Source organism: Thalassospira sp. TSL5-1 (assembly GCF_001907695.1).
GTDB lineage: Bacteria > Pseudomonadota > Alphaproteobacteria > Rhodospirillales > Thalassospiraceae > Thalassospira.
In genome coordinates, this window is sequence record NZ_KV880638.1 from 986,732 (window position 1) to 1,005,434 (window position 18,703).

Below are 18,703 nucleotides of genomic sequence, written 5' to 3' on the forward strand. Positions count from 1 at the left end.
CATGGGTATTCTATCTGGAAGTATATAAACGCTGTTGTAGTAAAGGGGGGGCTGCCATGAATGTCACGACGCAGTCGGCAAAAACAAGCCATACGGGGAAAGGCTTTTCCTCCATCACGCCAATGGCGCTTGAACCCCGCTTTATGTTTGATGCCGCCGGTGCCGCAACCGGTGCCGATGCTGCCAGTGATGCGCAGGCACAGGCCGAGGCCGAAGCTGCACATGCGCAAGACAGCCACGATAGTGCTGAAAACCACGCCGGGACCAGCGATACCGATACTGACACCGGCCCCGCCGACCTGCCCGCAGCCGGGAGTACGGAACCCGCCACACGCCGCGAGGTGATGGTTGTTGATACATCGATTGCTGGCTGGCAGGACCTGATCAGCGACCTGGCACCAGGCACGGAAACAATTCTGATCGACGGTTCCCAGGGGGGGATCGCCCAGCTTGTTGCCGCACTGGATGGCAAAACCGGCATTGATGCCCTTCATATTCTCTCGCATGGGGATAAGGGTACTATCCTGCTTGGCACCGATGTGTTGAATGCCGATACGCTGGCAGCCTATAACGATGCCCTTGCCACAATCGGCCAGGCCCTGTCTGATCAGGGTGATATTCTGTTATATGGCTGCGAGGTGGGCGATGGCGGCGAAGGCCAGGCCTTTGTTGATGCCCTGGCCGCCGTAACCGGTGCTGATATTGCCGCGTCGGATGATTTGACCGGCGCAAGTGACCGGGGTGGGGATTGGGATCTTGAAATTGCCACCGGCGATATCGAGGCACAGGTACCCTTGTCCTCCCGCGCGATGAACGATTTTTCAGGTATCCTGGCGACTAATATTACGTTTGATTTTGAAGCCAATACACAGGTCGTCGATGGAAATGCGCAGCAAACGTCTGGTGGGTACACGATTGTTGTTGATGCCAAGACTGTAAGTTTAGGCATTTATTCCGGTTATGCGTATATGCCGGTCGATAGAGTGGATATCAATACAGCCTATGGTACCGAGACTGAAATGACAATCAGTCTGTCTGAGAACCAGACATTTGATATGATCTCATTTAAAGCGGATAATATTGTTGATCTTGGGGTTCAATCTCTCACCTTCACATCCGATACGGGAGAAAAAATTACGGTAGGTGTGGACGGTGAAAATGGTTATGATACTATTGATTTTTCTGCCTTAGCCGGAACAAATGGTTTTTCTGGCTTTATCGGAATAAAAACGCTCACCATCACACCGTCTGGGGAAGGTGAAAAATTTTCGTTACAGTTTGATGACATTGTCATTAGCAATGTTCAAACGGCCCCGTCAAATGTTGCCCCTGTCGCGACCACGTCTGACGGGACAACTGCCTATACCGAAAATGGCACCGGAACGGTCATTGATGGCGATTTCACGGTTACAGATTCCGACAATGCAACACTCGCCAGCGCAACCATCTCTATCACCGATAATTTTGAAAGCGGACAGGATGTCCTTGCTTTCACCAGCGGCAGCTCGTTCGGCAATATCAGCGGCAGCTATGACAGTTCCACCGGTGTTCTGACGCTGACTTCTTCTGGAAGTACGGCAACCGCCGAGCAATGGCAGTCGGCCATCCGTTCCGTCACTTATGCCAACAGCTCCGATGCGCCGAGCACAGCGACCCGTACCATTTCCATCACGGTCAACGATGGTACGTCAGATAGTAACGCGGCTACCAAAGCCGTTTCGGTAACGGCCGTGAATGACGACCCGACATCGGTAAGCTCGACCGACTCAAATGAAACCGGTTTCCCCTTCACGGCTAATTTTACCGAAGATACACAGGCCTCGCTTGATCTGACATCCATCAACCTTGTGGATGTTGACAGCGGGTCGGGTGACCTTACCCTGGTTTTAACGGCAAGCTCGGGAACGTTCTCGTTGGCATCCTCCAGTGGTGCTCTCGACCTTTCAGGGAATGGCACGGGCACGATTACCCTTAAGGGCACTCTGGCTAATCTAGAGGCATATATCAACCAGCCGACCAATATCAAATATACGGGGGCCGCGAATGTTAATGGCACCGGCGAGAAGATTACCGTTACCCTTAATGACGGTGGCAATAGTGGCACGGGCGGCGGTACGACTGTTACCCTTGGGGACATTAACCTGAATATTAAAGCGGTAGATGACGCCTCAACCGCGTCGGGTGTTCCGAGCGATATAACAGTTTATACCGATATCGAAAGCAACCTTGATCTTTCGGCGATTGCTTTTGCCGATATTGACAGCACATCGCTGACAGTGACCCTGACCCTGTCTGCCGGAACATTTTCCAGCCCGGCCAGTGGTGCAGGGGTTGGTAGCGGCGTGACCGCCACTTTGGTGAGCGGGACCGTGATCACCCTTACGGGCAGCATCGCCGATATCAATAGTTACCTCGATACCGCCAGCAATATTAAATATACCACGGCATCAGGTGCGCTGGGCCAGGATGTCGCGACAATAAAGGTCGAGGCCAATGACGGCACAACGAATGCTGACGTCGGCACGATTAATATTGATGCCGAAGACCCCAATGATGCGCCCGTCCTGACGGCAGATTCTCCCACCCTGACGAGCATTGGCGAAGACGCCACGACGAATGGCGGCCAGACGGTGGCCGATATTCTTGGCAGTTCTGTGACGGATGCCGATACAGGTGCCCGGGAAGGGATTGCGCTGTATGATCTGTCCAGTGGCAATGGCACCTGGCAATATTCGCTGAATGATGGCACAAGCTGGACCGATGTCGGAACCGTTTCGCAAAGTCAGGCCTTGTTGCTGCGGGCGACTGACAAAGTGCGCTTTGTGCCCAATGGAGAAAATGGCACCTCCGCCTCGATCAGCTATCATGCCTGGGATCAGACCGGCGGGGACAGTGCTGGTGACAAGGTTTCCGTGGCGACACGCGGCGGGGCAAATGCGTTTTCTTCTGCCGCCGATACCGCTTCTATTACGGTCAGCGATGTCAATGATGCGCCCGTCCTGACGGCAGATTCTCCCGCCCTGACGAGCATTGACGAAGACGCCACGACGAATGGCGGCCAGACGGTGGCCGAGATTCTTGGCAGTTCTGTGTTGGATGCTGATAGCGGGGCGCTGGAAGGGGTCGCGCTGTATGGTCTGTCCAGTGGCAATGGTACATGGCAATATTCGCTGAATGACGGCACAAGCTGGACGGATGTCGGAACCGTTTCGCAAAGTCAGGCCTTGTTGCTGCGGGCGACTGACAAGGTGCGCTTTGTGCCCAATGGCGAAAATGGCACCTCCGCCTCGATCAGCTATCATGCCTGGGATCAGACCGGCGGGGACAGTGCTGGTGACAAGGTTTCCGTGGCGACACGCGGCGGGGCAAATGCGTTTTCTTCTGCCGCCGATACCGCTTCTATTACGGTCAGCGATGTCAATGATGCGCCCGTCCTGACGGCAGATTCTCCCGCCCTGACGAGCATTGACGAAGACGCCACGACGAATGGCGGCCAGACGGTGGCCGATATTCTTGGCAGTTCTGTGACGGATGCCGATACAGGTGCCTGGGAAGGGATTGCGCTGTATGATCTGTCCAGTGGGAATGGCAAGTGGCAATATTCGCTGAATGATGGCACAAGCTGGACCGATGTCGGAACCGTTTCGCAAAGTCAGGCCTTGTTGCTGCGGGCGACTGACAAAGTGCGCTTTGTGCCCAATGGAGAAAATGGCACCTCCGCCTCGATCAGCTATCATGCCTGGGATCAGACCGGCGGGGACAGTGCTGGTGACAAGGTTTCCGTGGCGACACGCGGCGGGGCAAATGCGTTTTCTTCTGCCGCCGATACCGCTTCTATTACGGTCAGCGATGTCAATGATGCGCCCGTCCTGACGGCAGATTCTCCCGCCCTGACGAGCATTGGCGAAGACGCCACGACGAATGGCGGCCAGACGGTGGCCGATATTCTTGGCAGTTCTGTGACGGATGCCGATACAGGTGCCTGGGAAGGGATTGCGCTGTATGATCTGTCCAGTGGGAATGGCAAGTGGCAATATTCGCTGAATGATGGCACAAGCTGGACCGATGTCGGAACCGTTTCGCAAAGTCAAGCCTTGTTGCTGCGGGCGACTGACAAAGTGCGCTTTGTGCCCAATGGAGAAAATGGCACCTCCGCCTCGATCAGCTATCACGCCTGGGATCAAAGCAGCGATAGCGCGGGCGACAAGGTCTCGGTGGCAACGACGGGCGATAACACGGCCTTTTCCACCGCGACGGATACGGCTTCGATTACGGTAAGTCCGTCCAATGACGCACCGACGGTGACGAATGGCGCGTCTGTAACACTGACGGGTACCAGCGAGGGGACAACCTCTTCGGCGACATCGGTTTCCGCGATGCTGACCTCGGCGGGTTATGGCGATGTGGATAGTGGTGCGTCATCGGGGATTGCCATTACGGGCCTGACGGGCAATGGCAAATGGCAATATTCCACCGATGGTGAAACCTGGAAGACGATCAGTTCAGTTTCCGGCTCTGCTGCTGTTTTGCTGAGTTCCTCAAGCCAGGTCCGCTATGTGCCCGATGGGGCCAATGGTGAAACGGCAACCTTGTCGTTCAAGGCATGGGATGTCACCACCGGCACGGCCTCGACCAATATGCTTCTCAGTACTGCCGATACGTCAACACCGGGCGGCATGTCGGCCTTTTCGACCGGTACCGCCTCGGCCAGCCTTGTGGTCAGCGATGTTAATGATGCGCCGGTTTTGACGGCGGGTTCGCCCACTTTGACCAGCATTAGTGAAGACGCAACCGGCAATGTGGGCCAGACGGTGGCCGAAATTCTTGGCAGTTCTGTGACGGATGCCGATACAGGTGCCCGGGAAGGGATTGCGCTGTATGGTCTGACCAGTGGCAATGGTACATGGCAATATTCGCTGAATGGCGGCACGGACTGGACGGATGTGGGCGAAGTTTCGCAAAACCAGGCCCTGCTGTTACGGGCGACTGACAAAGTGCGTTTTGTCCCCAATGGTGAAAATGGCACCTCGGCCTCGATCAGCTATCACGCCTGGGATCAAAGCAGCGATAGCGCAGGCGGCAAGGTCTCGGTAGCGAGTACCGGGAATGATACCGCCTTTTCGACCGCGACGGATACGGCCTCCATTACGGTAAAAGCGGCTAATGATGCGCCTGTTCTGACGCCAGCCACGCCGACCTTAACAGACATTACTGAAGACGCAACGACGGATGGCGGCCAAACCGTTGCCAGCATCCTTGGCGCGTCGGTGGACGATGTCGATAGCGGGGCCCTGGAAGGGATTGCGCTGTATGGTCTGACCAGTGGCACTGGCACCTGGCAATATTTGCTTGATGGCAGCTCGGACTGGACGGACGTGGGCGATGTTTCGCAAAGCCAGGCCTTGTTGTTGCGGGCGACTGACAAAGTGCGCTTTGTTCCCAACGGGGACAATGGGACCTCGGCCTCGATTAGCTATTATGCCTGGGATCAGAGCGGTAGCGACAGTGCGGGCGACAAGGTTTCCGTGGCGACACGCGGCGGAGAAAAGGCGTTTTCTTCTGCCTCTGACACGGCGTCTATTACCGTAAGTTCGGTCAATGATGCGCCCGTCCTGACAGAAGCCACACCGACCCTGACGGACATTACCGAAGACGCGACAACGAATGAAGGTCAGACGGTGGCCGATATTCTAGGCACGTCGGTTGCCGATGCCGATACAGGTGCCCTGAAAGGGATTGCGCTGTATGGTCTGACCAGTGGTAATGGCACCTGGCAATATTCGCTGAATGGCGGCACGGACTGGACGGATGTGGGCGATGTTTCGCAAAGCCAGGCCCTGTTGTTGCGGGCGACTGACAAAGTGCGCTTTGTACCCAATGGCGAAAATGGCACCTCGGCCTCGATCAGCTATCACGCCTGGGATCAGACCGGCGGGAATAGTGCGGGCGACAAGGTTTCGGTAGCGAGTACCGGGAATGATACCGCCTTTTCGACCGCGACGGATACGGCCTCTATTACGGTAAGTGATGTTAATGATGCGCCGACTGCACCCGCGTCACTTGCCGGAACGACGGTTGAGAATGGCGGACCCCTTAATTATTCCGTTTCAGTTGCCGGATTTGGCGATGTTGATGGGGATACTCTTGGCTTTACCGCGACCCTGGCGGATGGTTCCAGCCTGCCGACATGGCTGAGTTATCGGGTTAATGGCGATATCGTTACGTTTACGGGTAACGTGCCGGGTAGTTTTATTGGTGATCTTGCCATTCGGATTACCGCGACCGAGGATGCGACGGCCCAATTGACGGCCAGCAGCGATTTGACCATTCGTGTCGAGCCGCGGCCAGTTGTGGTGACACCGGTACAGCCGACAGTGCCTGAAACCCCAACCCCGCCGCCAGCCCCCTCTGCCTCTGGTAACGGCGATTTTGGTGATGAAGGAACGCCTGTTGCCAGTTCGTTTGAACCGGCGGGAGGTAATAACGGGAAAATTCCGCAATCTGTAACGGGCCAGTTGGGCAGCGTGAGTCCACTTGATAATAGTGGCACGCCGGTAAGCACAGGGCTGTCGCAGCCGGGTGGCAGTACTGGTTTTGGATTGGGTGGTTCAGGCGGGCCCGTTGCTGGTGGTTTGCAAGCGGGCGGCTTCGGTGGAGGATTGGGCGGCGGTCTCGGTGGAGGATTGGGCGGCGGCTTCGGCGGCGGTCTTGGTGGAGGATTTGGCAGCAGTCTTGGCGGGTCTGGAGCAACAGGGAATGCGCCGTTATCACCTGGCGACGGGCAACCTTCCGATCCGGATCAGCTTCTCGATGGAGAAGGCCCGGCACCAACTGAACCTGGACCCGAGCCTGCGTCGGAAAATCCGACAGGAGCAGGGGATGAGCCGGCCAATGCTGAAGAAAATGTGCAGGGTGCGCGTGCGCCCGATATGCCCGGCGATGATACATCGTTTGATGTCGCGTTTTGGGGGCTGGAGAATGTTGACTTTAACGATCAGCTGGCAGGGGCAGGCAGTGCTGTCGAGCGCCAGGCTAGTTTGCTGGCAAAGGCGGTATCGGTATTTGACTCATCCGCTGCATAAGGGGAATGCGGCTTATTAGCCGTATTTAGACGATTTGTTTTGGGGCTGCTCGCCAGGTAGGACGGGTGGAAAAAAGGGAGATCGGAATTGTTTAACAGTTCTGTGGGAAGGAACGGGCGCGGTATAGGCAGGGGTATGGTTCCTGTTGCCGCGATGGGGATGTTGGTGTTGGCCGGTTGTGCGGTAACGCCAGAACCTCTGACACAGGCAGAAAATGACAGCCGGGTTCAGACAGATTTGAACCGGTTGTTTGCCAATCAGGAGAAAATCGACGGGCCATTGACGCTTGATGATGCGATTGCCCGGGCGCTGAAATACAATCTTGACCATCGTCTGAAGCTGATGGAAGAGGCGGTATCGATGGGGCAGCTTGATGTTGCCAATGTCAATTTGCTGCCTGATGTGGTGGCGAAAACCGGCTGGACCACGCGCAACAACCGCGACAGTACCTATAACGAACAGAAAACATCCACGTCTGTCAGTTCGGATCGCAGCATTCGCAAAACCGATCTTTCGGTAAGCTGGAATGTGCTGGATTTTGCCATCGGTTATATGCGGGCACACCAGCAGGCTGATTTGGCCCTGATCGTATCGGAACGTCGCCGCCAGGTTATTCATAGTGTGGTTAATCAAACACGGGGTGCCTATTGGCGTGCTGTTGCTGCGGATCGGGCGCTGAAAAGTTTTGATCAGGTTCTGGAACGGGTGCGTGGTTCTCTGGGGCGGTCGCAAAAGCAGGTCGACGAAGGTATTGGCGGGCAGCTTGAGGCCCTGAGTTATCAGGAAGACCTGCTGGTCACACTGCGCGAGCTTGAAGCCCGCCGCCGGCAATTGGTCGAGGCCCGGACCGAACTGGCGGTTTTGATGAATATTCATCCGGACAGTGAATTTACTCTGGTGGACAGCACCACCGAGGCGCATTCGCTGCCTGCAATTGCCATGAGTTCCGACCAGCTTGAGCTTGAAGCCCTGCATAACCGCTCCGAGTTGCGTTCGGAAGCCTATCAGCTGCGCATCAATCAGCGTGATTCAAAAATCGCCCTGATCCAGATGGTGCCGGGGTTGAATTTTTCAGCCGGGATTAATCACACCACCGACAGCTACAAGGTGAATTCGCGCTGGTATGACGGGGCGCTGAACCTGTCGTGGAATTTGATGCAGGTTTTCAAGGCGCCGGCCAATATGAAACTTGCTGACAGCCAGATCGAGCTTTCCAAAGTGCGCAGTCTGGCCTTGAGCATGGCTGTCATCAGCCAGGTGAATATAGCGCAATTGCGCTTTAATCATGCGCTGGATGATTTCAAGCTGGCGGATCAGATTTCGAGTGTTCAGGACCGGATCGTGAAAAGCATGCAGGCGCAACGGTCGGCGAATACTGTTGGTGAAAGCGATGCGATCCGTGCTGAAGTGCGTTCTTTGCTGTCCGGGCTGCAACGCGATATGGCCTATGCCGATTTGCAGGCAGCTTATGGGCAGGTTTTTGCATCGATCGGGGTAGACCCCTTGCCAAGGGATGTTGCCGATGATTCGGTTGATAGCATTGCTCAGGCTATTCACACCGTCATGAATCAGTGGCAGAACGGCGAATATGATGCCAGTGGCATTGCGGTCGCTGATGACGTGCAACAACAGCCAGCAGAACAGCAAACCGTAATGACCGGGACGGATAAACAGGCGATGCAATGATGTTTGCCCGATATATGGCCCCGCCGACAGGCAAATGGTCTGGTCTTGCAAAGGTGATTCGGCGGGTATCTGGTGTGATGGTAATGGGTGGCTTTATGCTGCCCATTGCCGCGTTTGCTCAGCAGAATGATCCCTATGGTGGTGGTGTTGCCGTTCCGTCTGTGTCCGGGGCGGCAACTACGGGTGTTTCTGGTGGTAATAATGCCTCTTATGGGGGGGATGCCATGTCACCAGCGGGCGATGACATGGCATCGGCACGCGCCCTGGTGGCGACGCGCAACCGGGCGGTTTTATCGGCCGAGATTTCCGCCCGCATTGCCGATATGCCCAAGCGCCCCGGTGAACGGTTTGCCAAGGGCGATGTTCTGGTCGTGTTTGACTGTGCGGCCTATCGCGCGCAGCGGTTGGCCGTGGCCGCCGATTTGCGCCAGGCTGATGCGCAATATAAGGCACAAAAACGCCTGGCGGAGTTGCGTACCGTGGGCGAACTGGATGTGATCATGGCGCAGGCGGCAATGGAAAGTGCCAAGGCACAGTTACAGTTGCAGGATGTTTATTTAAGCCGCTGTAAAATCACCGCACCCTATGCCGGGGCGGTGGTGGACTGGCAAAGCCAGCCGTATCAGACCGCAACACCCGGCGATCAACTGATTGATATTGTCGGATCAGGGGATCTTGAGCTTGAGCTGATTGTGCCGTCGCAATGGTTGGCCTGGCTTAAGGTTGGTCAGGGGGTTTCGGCCCATATTGATGAAACTGATGGGGATGTGCGTGGTAAAGTTGCGCGTATCGGCGCACGCATCGATCCTGTCAGTCAGACGGTGAAAATCTATGCAGCGCTTGAAGATGGCGCAAAGGGTCTTTTGCCGGGTATGAGTGGCCGGGCCCAAATGGATGACAGGCCGGATCACTGATGGATCACGCACGGACCGGGTTTTCAACAGGCGCGATTTTACGATGGTAGAAAACGCGACACCGCAAGAGACCCCTTGGGCCCTTCTGATGGGGATCGAACGCACCATTCGCCATGTGCCCGATTTAACAGCCTTTTGTTTTGCGGTGGTCAGCGAACCGCGCCGGTTAATTGCCTATCAGCAAGCGGTCTTGGTCAAGACAAATGGCGCCTCGGCCTTCCGGGCGGTTTCTGTGTCGAATGTGCCGACACTTGATCGCAATGCCCCCTATATCCGTTTTGTCGAACGGGTTTTAAAGGCATTGGCAAAACAGGGCAGCCTGAGCGGCGCTACGGCTTTGTCCGCCGCCCAACTGGCGGAGAACCTGCAAAATGACTGGCAGGAATTCTGGCCCGAAGCGGTGCTTTGGCAGCCGTTAAAGGCACCGGATGGGCAGGATATGGGCGGGTTGATCCTGATCCGTAGCCAACCCTGGCAGACAGCAGAGCTGGTTTTGCTGGACCAACTGGCCGACACGATTGGTCATGCGTGGTATTCCCTGAAAAAGCCAGCTGCCCGTTTGCAAAAGCCCCGCCCCCGTTTGCGCAAGGCTGTTGCTATTATTGCGGGACTGGTTGCTCTGGCTGTGCTGGCCTTTCCGGTACCTCAAAGCGTGATTGCCCCGGCCGATGTCATTGCCCATGACCCGGTACCGGTGGCAGCCCCCATCAATGGTGTCATCCGCAATGTTTATGTGCGGCCCAATGCACAGGTTGCGGCAGGGGATATTCTGTTTTCGTTCGAGGATGCGGAGCTTCGGGCAAATTACGATGTTGCCCTGCGCTCGGTTGACGAGGCAGAGGCCGAATTGCGCCGTGCCTCCCAGCAGGCTTTTGGCGATGCCAAAGGCCGTGCCGAGGTGGCCCTGCGTCAGGCACGGTTGGCACTGCGTAAGGAACAGGCGCAATATGCGGCCTATCAACTTTCGCAAGTGGAGGTTCGCGCCCCGATAGACGGTATTGCCGTGTTTGGCGACCCCAATCGCTGGCGCGGGCGCCCGGTTTCAACCGGAGAGCAGGTGATGTCGCTCGCCCGGCCTGATCAGGCGGAACTGGCAATTTTTATTCCGGTTTCCGATGCCATCAATCTGGAACCCGGTGCCGAGGTGCGGCTGTTTCTTGATGTGGATCCGCTTCATTCCATTCCAGCGTCGCTGGAACTGTCATCCTATCAACCTGTTAAAACGGCTGATGGTGTTTTGGCCTATCGCGCGATTGCCCGTTTTGCCAATGATACAGCACCGCCGCGTATTGGCCTGAAAGGATCGGCCAAGCTGTTGGGCGACAAGGTGCCGCTGGTGCTGTTTTTACTGCGTCGTCCGCTGGTGGCGTTGCGTCAGAAAATCGGGTGGTAGGCGATGGTTGCGTTGGCAGGCGGGATGGCCGCCGGGGACATGACCGGGGACATAACAGGAACGGGCCGGGAGGAAGATTTCCCTTTGCCGCCCCTGCGCCAGGACCTGAAATTGCTGCCTGCTGAAAATGATGAATATGGCGCACCGGGCTGGACCATTCATGATCCGGTGCGCAACCGTTATTTCCGTATTGGGTATGCCGCGTTTGAAATGCTGCATCGCTGGTCGGCAGGCATGGCATCGGCGCTGCGTCAGCGCATTGAGCATGAAACCGTCCTTACCCCCGATTATGCCGATATTCGCAATCTGGTGACGTTTCTGCATGGCAACGGTTTGCTGATGCGTGCCGGGCCGGAAGCGACTGCCGAATTTGCCCGAATTGCCAGGGCAGGCAAACCACCCTTTTGGAAATGGCTGGTTCATAATTATCTGTTTGTGCGTGTGCCTTTGTTTCGGCCAGACCGGTTTTTATCCCAAACCCAGTGGCTGGCCGATATTTTTGCCTCGCGCTTTGTCACATGGCTGGTTCTGGTTGTCGGGGTGATCGGCATCATCATGACCATTCGCCAGTGGGATGCGTTTTTGGCAACCTTTATGGGCTTTGCCAATTTTCAGGGCATCGTCTGGATGGCTGTTACCTTAACGGCGGTCAAGATTTTGCATGAACTGGGCCATGCCTATACCGCGCGGCGTTATGGTTGCCGGGTGCCGACAATGGGGGTCGCATTTTTGGTGATGTATCCGGTTTTATATACCGATACGTCCGATGCGTGGCGACTGACAAACCACCGCGAAAAATTGCGGGTGGCCGCGGCGGGGATCCGGGTGGAACTGATGCTGGCCCTGGTCGCAACTTTTTTATGGCATGTGGTTCCGGCGGGCCCGGTGCAAAGTGCCGTTTTCCTGATGGCTTCTGCCACCTGGATTACGACCTTGCTGATCAATTTAAGCCCGCTGATGCGTTTTGATGGCTATTATCTGCTGTCGGATTATTTGCGCATTCCCAATTTGCAAAATCGGTCCTTTGCCATGACCAAATGGTCACTACGGCGATTTTTGTTTGCAATTGATGTGCCCGCGCCCGAACCGGCGACAGCGCATCGTCGCCGGGTGCTGATAATCTATTCCATAGCTGTGTGGATATACCGGTTTTTTCTGTTTCTGGGCATTGCCCTGGTGGTTTATCACCTGTTTTTCAAAGTGTTGGGCATTGTCCTGTTTGCGGTGGAAATTCTTTGGTTCATCCTGCTGCCGATTGTAAACGAGATGAAAATGTGGTGGAAACTGCGTCATCAGGCGCGCTGGACGGTTGCCAATGTAATCGTGATGATGCTGTTGGCGGGCGGCATTGTGGCCCTGCTGGTGCCGTGGCGCACCACCATTGCCGCCAGTGCACAATTGCAGGCCGCGGCCGAGGCGGAAATCATCAGCCCGGCGAATGGCCTGATTAACGAGATATTTGTCACCGAAGGACAGCGCGTTGCAGCGGGGGATGTTTTGCTGCGGATGCGCTCGCCCGAACTGACCAGCAAACAGCGCGATCTGGAGTTACAATTGCGCGAGGCGGAAATTGTTTTGGCGCAGTCGCGTAGCAGTAACGAGTTTCTGGAAGATGTGGCGAGCCAGATGCAGGAAGTGTTGCGCCTTCAGGCCAGTCTGGCAGCGATAAGGGCACGGCAGGCACAGCTTGATGTGCGTGCGCCGATTGATGGCACCGTGCGCGATGTGGTCGATGCGGTGTATCCCGGCACCTGGATTGCCAGCCGCAAAAATCTGATGCGGATTGTTGACCAGGCGGGGACGCAGCGACTGATCGGTTATGTGTCACAGCGTGATGTGATGCAGCTGCCTGAAACGGCACGGGCACGTTTTTACCCCGATCAGATCACCCGGCCGGTTCTGAATGTCCAAATTGACCGGGTGGACCGGTTTAATTCCCCGGTCCTTGAAGCACCGGCCTTAAGTGCCAGCAACGGTGGCCCGCTTGCCACCCGGCCCGACAATAACGGTGCGCTTATTCCCGATGACGCCATTTACCGGGTCTCCGGTTACGTCATCGGGCAGAATGAAGATGATGGGGGGGGACCTTCCCGGGCAGCATCGGCAAAACTGGAAACCATTTTACGCGGTACCCTGGAAATCGATGCTCCGGCGCGTAGCCTGGCGGTGCAGATGTACCAGGCTGTTGCGGCGGTCCTGATCCGGGAAATGTCGTTTTAAGCATTACCGACAATGTTGCCGGTCAATCGATAAAAACATAACCGTCAAACAGTTTGCGGGCGGTACGAAGGGTGCCTGCACGGGTGACATTGCCTGCAGGATCAAGGTTCAGGATAACCCCCATTTCACCGCTGGGATGTTCAACGGATAGCGAAAGTTGCGCCCCCGCATTTGGCGGCAGGCTGGCAATGGTATGGGCCGGGCTGCCATCGAGAAGGCAGGCCGTCGCCACACTGACCGCGCCCAAAACACCGATAGAGGCGTGACAGCGATGCGGGATGAAGGTGCGGGTTGAAATGGTGCCGCCCTGATGGGCCTTTGACACCATTGTCATTTTGGGAACGGATGCGCCGCTGACATCCCCCAGATTCATCATCGGTCCGGCAAGCAGGCGGATTTTTTCCAGCCGGGTGCGCAGTGGCTGGTTATTTTCAAGTTCCTCGCGGCTTTCCTGCCCGGTAATGCCAAGGTCGCTTGCGGCCAAAACCACACAGGGCATGCCATTATCAATCAGGGTTGCTGCAATACCATCAATAATATCAACATTGTTGCCGGTGGGAAGAAGTGCGCCGCAACTTGTCCCGGCGGTATCGGCAAACAATAGTGGAATGGCCGCTGCCGTGCCCGGAACGCCATCAATGCGGGCATCCCCGCGATAATCGGGTTTGCCATTGGGGGTTGCGATGGTGGCGATGGCGGTTTGGCCGGTATTTTCCATAAAAATGGTCACATCGGTTTCACCGCCCGTTGCACAAACCAGGCCGCGTTCAAGGGCAAAGGGGCCCACCCCGGCCAGCATATTGCCGCAATTTTGCGTATCCGTGACAATCGCCTGATCAACAAAAACCTGCAAAAACAGGTAATCAACATCGACACCCGGCCGGGTGGATTTTTTAACCACGGCCACCTTGGATGTCAGCGGGTCGGCCCCGCCCATGCCGTCGATCTGGCGCAGGTCGGGGGAACCCATGACACGCAAAAGGATACGGTCGCGATCCGTGGTATTGGTGGGTAAATCCTCGGCCAGGAAAAAACCGCCCTTGGATGTCCCGCCGCGCATCCACATGCAGCGAATGCCATCAGACATATTCAAGCCCCTTGGCTGCCAGCTTTTCGCGCATGCCGTAAATATCCAGGCCCAGTTCGCCCTGCATCAGGCGGGCGCGGGTGCGGGCTTCCTTTTCTTCACGCGCAATGGATTTTTCAAGGGTTTCTGCGGCAGTTTCGCGCGGTATAACACAGACACCATCATCATCGGCCACAATCACATCACCGGGATGAACCATCGCCCCGGCAATGCAAATCGGCACATTGACCGATCCGATGGTTTCCTTGACCGTGCCTTGTGCCGAAACGGCCTTTGACCAGACAGGAAAGCCGATTTCTGTCAGGTCACGCACATCGCGAACACCGGCTTCGATGATCAGACCGCGCACCTTGCGATACATCAGGGATCGCGCCAGCAATTCACCAAAATAGCCGGCATCGCAGGGCGATGTGGGGGCAACGACCAGAATGTCGCCTTCCTGGCATTGTTCGACGGCAACATGCAGCATCCAGTTATCCGCCGGGGCAATGGAGACGGTAACCGCCGTGCCGCCAATACGTGCGCCGGGATAAATCGGGCGCATATGGGATTGCAACAGGCCGGTGCGGCCCTGGGCTTCGTGCACGGTGGCGACACCGCATTTCCCCAGGCCATCCGCAATCGCCAGATCGGTCCGGGTGATGTTTTGCACAACCTTGCCCATTAAAGTTCATCCACCGTGCGCGGATAAACCGACTGGAAGCCCTCGGCATATTTCGATGCCCGGCCCCCGGCCTGCCCGCCGGAATTGCGGCGGAAATGGTTGGCACGGTTTTCGGCGACATTTTCGTAATAGTGCCAAAGATGTTCCTGACCCTCCATGCACTGGATGGCCGCCCATTTTTTGTCCCATACATCCGAAATGTCCAAAAACAGGTCGGGTTTCCATTCCATCTGTTCGGTCTGGTGGGGTTCAAACAGGTAAAGCTGCGGGGCACCCAAAACCTTTTCGCCAGGGTTATGGCCCCAGGCCTGCGCGATCATGCGGCATTCAATGGCAACCCGGGTCGCCAGGGCATGGTCGGTATTGTAATGATCGACAAAGCTGTGGCTGAGCATGAATTTGGGTTGAACCCGGCGGATGATATCGACCAGCTTGAATTTGGCGTCGCGATCGACTTCCAGCGGGTAGTCACCCAGATCCATAAATTCGATATCATGCACATCAAGGGCGCGGGCGGCATTTTCGGCTTCGCGCTTGCGTTCTGCCTTGACGTATTCAAGGGTGCAGCCTTCCTTTTTCCAAAGCTTGGCGGATTCACCGCGTTCCCCATAGGACAGGCAGACAACGCTGACATTATAGCCCTTGGCGGCATGAAGGGCGATGGCACCGCCGCACCGCCAGACAAAATCGGCTGAATGGGCGCTGATCACCAGGGCGGTTGGCTTGGTTTCACTCACGTTTCTGACTCCCTTTTGGGTCTTTGATTATGTCGCAAAGACTAAGCGTACTGGTCGTTGCAAGGAAATAGAACCCGTGACAGGGGTTATAATTTTTTTCTATAGTCTGTTTATACGGGCATATTTGTGAAAGGCAACCGATGGCGCAGGATATTCCCAATATCAAGCATTTGCGTGCTTGCGAGGCCGTTTTGCGCACCAGAAGTTTTAGTGCAGCAGCGAACGAAGTTTTTATGTCGCAACCTGCTGTTACCCAGGCGGTGGCAAAGCTTGAATCGCATCTTGGCAGTGCCCTGTTTGACCGGCGACCCGAAGGGGTGTTTCCCACCGAGATCGGGCATATTTTTGTAAATCGTATCGTGCGGATGCAGCATTATCTGGCACAGGGGATGACCGAGATCATGCGCAGTGCCCGCAGGCAACACGGGCAAAGCGCAAAGCTGCATCATCTGGTCACAAGTGTGCAATTGCGCGCCCTGGTGGCGATTGCCGAAGCCGGGAATTTCAGCCTGGCGGCACGGTCGATTGGGATTTCCCAACCATCGCTGCATCGGGCGGCGCGCGATTTGGAACATCTATGTGCCGTGCCGCTGTTTGAAAAAGCCAGTAGCGGCATTTTATTGACCAAGCTTGCCGAAGGGCTGGTGATGAATACCAAACTGGCACTGATGGAGCTTGACCAGGCCTATGACGAGATTGCCGCCTGGCAGGGTGGGCGGGGCGGGCGTGTGGCGATTGGCACCATGCCGCTGGCGCGCAGTGCCATTTTACCCGCCGCGATTAATGACCTGCTAGCACAGGCACCCGATACGCGTATCAGCATCATTGATGGGCCGTATCGTGAATTGCTTTATGCCCTGCGGCATGGCGATATTGATATCCTGATTGGCGCATTGCGCGACCCGGTGCCGGTGGATGATATTGAACAAACCACCCTGTTTCATGACCCGCTTGCGATTGTGGCGCGGGTTCATCATCCGCTTATGCAGCAGGCAGTGATTACAAAGGATGACCTGGCAAAATGCGCCTGGATTGTTCCGCGCCGTGGCGCACCCACCCGGGAATATTTTGAAAACATGTTCCCCGAAGGCGGGGGACGTCCGCAAAGCGTGATTGTCACCGGCTCGCTGATTTTGATCCGGCGGCTGTTATCAACCAGTGATCAGGTGACGATCATTTCCCGCCACCAGATTGCCCAGGAAGAAAAATATGGCGAGTTGAAGCGCCTGCCCATCACCCTTTCCGATACCGAACGACCCATTGGGTTTACGACGCGTAAGGGGTGGTCGCCGACCGCGATTCAGAAGGATTTTCTGGCGCGTTTGACTGACATTGGCAAACGCGCCAACGAGATTTGGTAAGAGGTGTGCCAGGTGGATGCCGAATGGGATGCCTATTCAAAAATGCGAAGGGCGGTGCACAGACATTCACCGCCCGATTGTTTTTTTTGAGGGGTTTTGCGCTTATTTCTTCAGGGCATTCAGGATCATATCGGCACGGTCCTGATAGTCCAGGTCACCGGCATCAAGCTTGAGATTGCCAATGCGGCGCTGCCATTGCACGGTTGCACTTGCCATTTCGTTATCCAGGCCCAGTTCATGCACGGTCAGGGCGACTTCTTCCATTTCGGCGGCACGGCGGATGCCATGTGTCATGGACCGTTCCAGCATGTAACCGGCCTTGGCGGGGAAATCAAAACCGGGATAGGTTTTATCAAGCGATGCCAGAACGGCTTCTTCCACCCCGGCCTTGCGCCCGGCCAGCACACATTCGGCAAACAGGGCTTCCAGGCCCTTCATCATGATCGATCGGATCATTTTGATCGATGAGCCTGCACCAATATCGCCTTCGACAATGGCGGGGGCCATATTCAGGGTTTGCAAATATTCCAGCCCGGCCTGCGCATGAGGACCCGAAAGCAAAAGCGGGGTTTTGTGCATTTTCGGGTACACCGGTGCCATCACCGCAACATCAACATAACGTCCGCCTGCTGCCTCGATCTTTTCGGCGTTACGGCGTTTGGTGCCAGGTGCACAGGAATTGCAATCAAAGAAAAACACCCCTTTGGGGAAATTCTCGGCAGCAGTTTGGGCGACGATGGCGGCCTGATCGGCCGTGACCAGCGAGAAAATGGCGGGTACATCTGTTATGGCTGTGGCAGTACTGGCGGTACCCAGAACATTCAGGTTTTGGTAATCGGCATTTTTGCCATCGCGAATGGCACTATCGGGATCATTGGTCTTGATGTCGAAAGCCTTGATCGTCTCGGGCCGGTTTGTGGCCCAGCCTTTGACAAAGGCCATTGCGGCTTCACCAAAACCCAAAAAGGCAACTGCCTGCTGGTCAATCGTCATGGTCGTATGTCCTTAGAGTGGGGCAAGAGTGTGGGGCGGAGGGGCATTATGTGTATATTCTGCCGGGTGACACCCTGAATTTTGCGGGAAAGTGGCTGGCTGGCAGTTTGTAGGGCGTGTGGCTGGTTAGGGCAGGGGCAGGTCCAGAAGCCAGCTAAAGCCGAAAAAGCCGATGACGAAAACGCAGACCCCGGTGATAAGCGCTGTGCGCCAGGCGGTAAAACCATCGAGCAGGACCACGCCAATTGCGGCAAAAAGGGCCAGTGTCAGCGCCATGCCAATGAGGGGCGAAAGGATGGAAGCCAGTACAACAAGCCCGATAAAGGCGAGAAGTACCGGTGAAATGCTACCCTTTTTCGCATCCGTTCGACGGCAGGCCTGAACCAGATACAGCACAGTCAGGACCAGCCCGAACAGGGCAATTGCCACGGGCAATTGTGCCGGACCAACGTCATCGGGCAGGGGGCTTTTGGGCAATGCAAGTGCCAGGTAAAGATAACCGGCATTGAAAACCAGAAAACCGGCGGCAACGAGGATTTCATAAAATCGAGTCATAACAGCACCGT

At 56.0% G+C, this 18,703-nt stretch carries 11 protein-coding genes; 6 read left to right on the plus strand and 5 right to left on the minus strand.

What is annotated here, in order from left to right:
• Nucleotides 1-56: 56 nt before the first annotated feature.
• From LF95_RS14045 to LF95_RS14065, 5 genes are all read left to right on the plus strand, one after another.
• A complete protein-coding gene (locus LF95_RS14045) occupies nucleotides 57-7,082 on the plus strand; it encodes a DUF4347 domain-containing protein (protein WP_073955664.1) in 7,026 nt (2,341 codons plus the stop codon).
• 135 nt (nucleotides 7,083-7,217) lie between these two features.
• On the plus strand, nucleotides 7,218-8,768 hold the full coding sequence (locus LF95_RS14050; protein ID WP_073955665.1) for a TolC family protein: 1,551 nt from the start codon (nucleotides 7,218-7,220) through the stop codon (nucleotides 8,766-8,768).
• Nucleotides 8,765-9,682, plus strand: coding sequence for an efflux RND transporter periplasmic adaptor subunit (locus LF95_RS14055; protein WP_073955666.1), 918 nt, complete (start codon nucleotides 8,765-8,767; stop codon nucleotides 9,680-9,682). The genes LF95_RS14050 and LF95_RS14055 overlap by 4 nt, the downstream gene beginning before the upstream one ends.
• Nucleotides 9,683-9,725: 43 nt before the next feature.
• The gene (locus LF95_RS14060; protein WP_073956293.1) at nucleotides 9,726-11,075 is read left to right on the plus strand and encodes an efflux RND transporter periplasmic adaptor subunit; all 1,350 of its coding nucleotides are present in this window, start codon (nucleotides 9,726-9,728) and stop codon (nucleotides 11,073-11,075) included.
• 3 nt (nucleotides 11,076-11,078) lie between these two features.
• The gene (locus LF95_RS14065) at nucleotides 11,079-13,295 is read left to right on the plus strand and encodes a site-2 protease family protein (protein ID WP_073955667.1); all 2,217 of its coding nucleotides are present in this window, start codon (nucleotides 11,079-11,081) and stop codon (nucleotides 13,293-13,295) included.
• Between the two features lie 22 nt (nucleotides 13,296-13,317).
• Here the strand turns inward: LF95_RS14065 and LF95_RS14070 are convergent, their stop codons facing one another.
• The 3 genes from LF95_RS14070 to LF95_RS14080 are packed head-to-tail and all read right to left on the minus strand — an operon-like array spanning nucleotide 13,318 to nucleotide 15,783.
• Nucleotides 13,318-14,382 carry a 4-oxalomesaconate tautomerase gene (locus tag LF95_RS14070; RefSeq protein ID WP_073955668.1) on the minus strand — a complete coding sequence of 355 codons (1,065 nt, stop codon included), beginning with the start codon at nucleotides 14,380-14,382 and terminating at the stop codon, nucleotides 13,318-13,320.
• Nucleotides 14,375-15,046, minus strand: a complete 672-nt coding sequence (locus LF95_RS14075; protein WP_073955669.1) for a 4-carboxy-4-hydroxy-2-oxoadipate aldolase/oxaloacetate decarboxylase — start codon at nucleotides 15,044-15,046, stop codon at nucleotides 14,375-14,377. The genes LF95_RS14070 and LF95_RS14075 overlap by 8 nt, the downstream gene beginning before the upstream one ends.
• Complete coding sequence (locus LF95_RS14080) at nucleotides 15,046-15,783, minus strand: PIG-L deacetylase family protein (RefSeq protein WP_073955670.1); 738 nt, start codon at nucleotides 15,781-15,783, stop codon at nucleotides 15,046-15,048. Before LF95_RS14080 ends, LF95_RS14075 begins: the two co-directional genes overlap by 1 nt.
• A 140-nt stretch (nucleotides 15,784-15,923) precedes the next feature.
• Here LF95_RS14080 and LF95_RS14085 point away from each other — a divergent pair, with 140 nt between their 5' ends.
• Nucleotides 15,924-17,144: a LysR family transcriptional regulator gene (locus LF95_RS14085; protein ID WP_073955671.1), complete on the plus strand. Its 1,221-nt coding sequence runs from the start codon at nucleotides 15,924-15,926 to the stop codon at nucleotides 17,142-17,144.
• Between the two features lie 102 nt (nucleotides 17,145-17,246).
• Here LF95_RS14085 and LF95_RS14090 read toward each other — a convergent pair whose 3' ends face one another.
• Both LF95_RS14090 and LF95_RS14095 read right to left on the minus strand, forming a co-directional pair.
• Nucleotides 17,247-18,137 carry an NAD(P)-dependent oxidoreductase gene (locus LF95_RS14090; RefSeq protein ID WP_073955672.1) on the minus strand — a complete coding sequence of 297 codons (891 nt, stop codon included), beginning with the start codon at nucleotides 18,135-18,137 and terminating at the stop codon, nucleotides 17,247-17,249.
• A 126-nt stretch (nucleotides 18,138-18,263) separates the two neighbouring features.
• Nucleotides 18,264-18,692, minus strand: coding sequence for a tripartite tricarboxylate transporter TctB family protein (locus tag LF95_RS14095; protein WP_073955673.1), 429 nt, complete (start codon nucleotides 18,690-18,692; stop codon nucleotides 18,264-18,266).
• Between the last annotated feature and the right edge of the window lie 11 nt (nucleotides 18,693-18,703).

Bases quoted from the DNA above. Each gene is read 5' to 3' on its own strand.
- LF95_RS14095 (WP_073955673.1), bottom strand. From the start codon at position 18,692: ATGACTCGATTTTATGAAATCCTCGTTGCCGCCGGTTTTCTGGTTTTC.
- LF95_RS14065 (WP_073955667.1), top strand. From the start codon at position 11,079: ATGGTTGCGTTGGCAGGCGGGATGGCCGCCGGGGACATGACCGGGGAC.
- LF95_RS14050 (WP_073955665.1), top strand. From the start codon at position 7,218: ATGGTTCCTGTTGCCGCGATGGGGATGTTGGTGTTGGCCGGTTGTGCG.
- LF95_RS14085 (WP_073955671.1), top strand. From the start codon at position 15,924: ATGGCGCAGGATATTCCCAATATCAAGCATTTGCGTGCTTGCGAGGCC.
- LF95_RS14055 (WP_073955666.1), top strand. From the start codon at position 8,765: ATGATGTTTGCCCGATATATGGCCCCGCCGACAGGCAAATGGTCTGGT.
- LF95_RS14045 (WP_073955664.1), top strand. From the start codon at position 57: ATGAATGTCACGACGCAGTCGGCAAAAACAAGCCATACGGGGAAAGGC.
- LF95_RS14060 (WP_073956293.1), top strand. From the start codon at position 9,726: ATGGTAGAAAACGCGACACCGCAAGAGACCCCTTGGGCCCTTCTGATG.
- LF95_RS14075 (WP_073955669.1), bottom strand. From the start codon at position 15,046: ATGGGCAAGGTTGTGCAAAACATCACCCGGACCGATCTGGCGATTGCG.
- LF95_RS14070 (WP_073955668.1), bottom strand. From the start codon at position 14,382: ATGTCTGATGGCATTCGCTGCATGTGGATGCGCGGCGGGACATCCAAG.
- LF95_RS14090 (WP_073955672.1), bottom strand. From the start codon at position 18,137: ATGACGATTGACCAGCAGGCAGTTGCCTTTTTGGGTTTTGGTGAAGCC.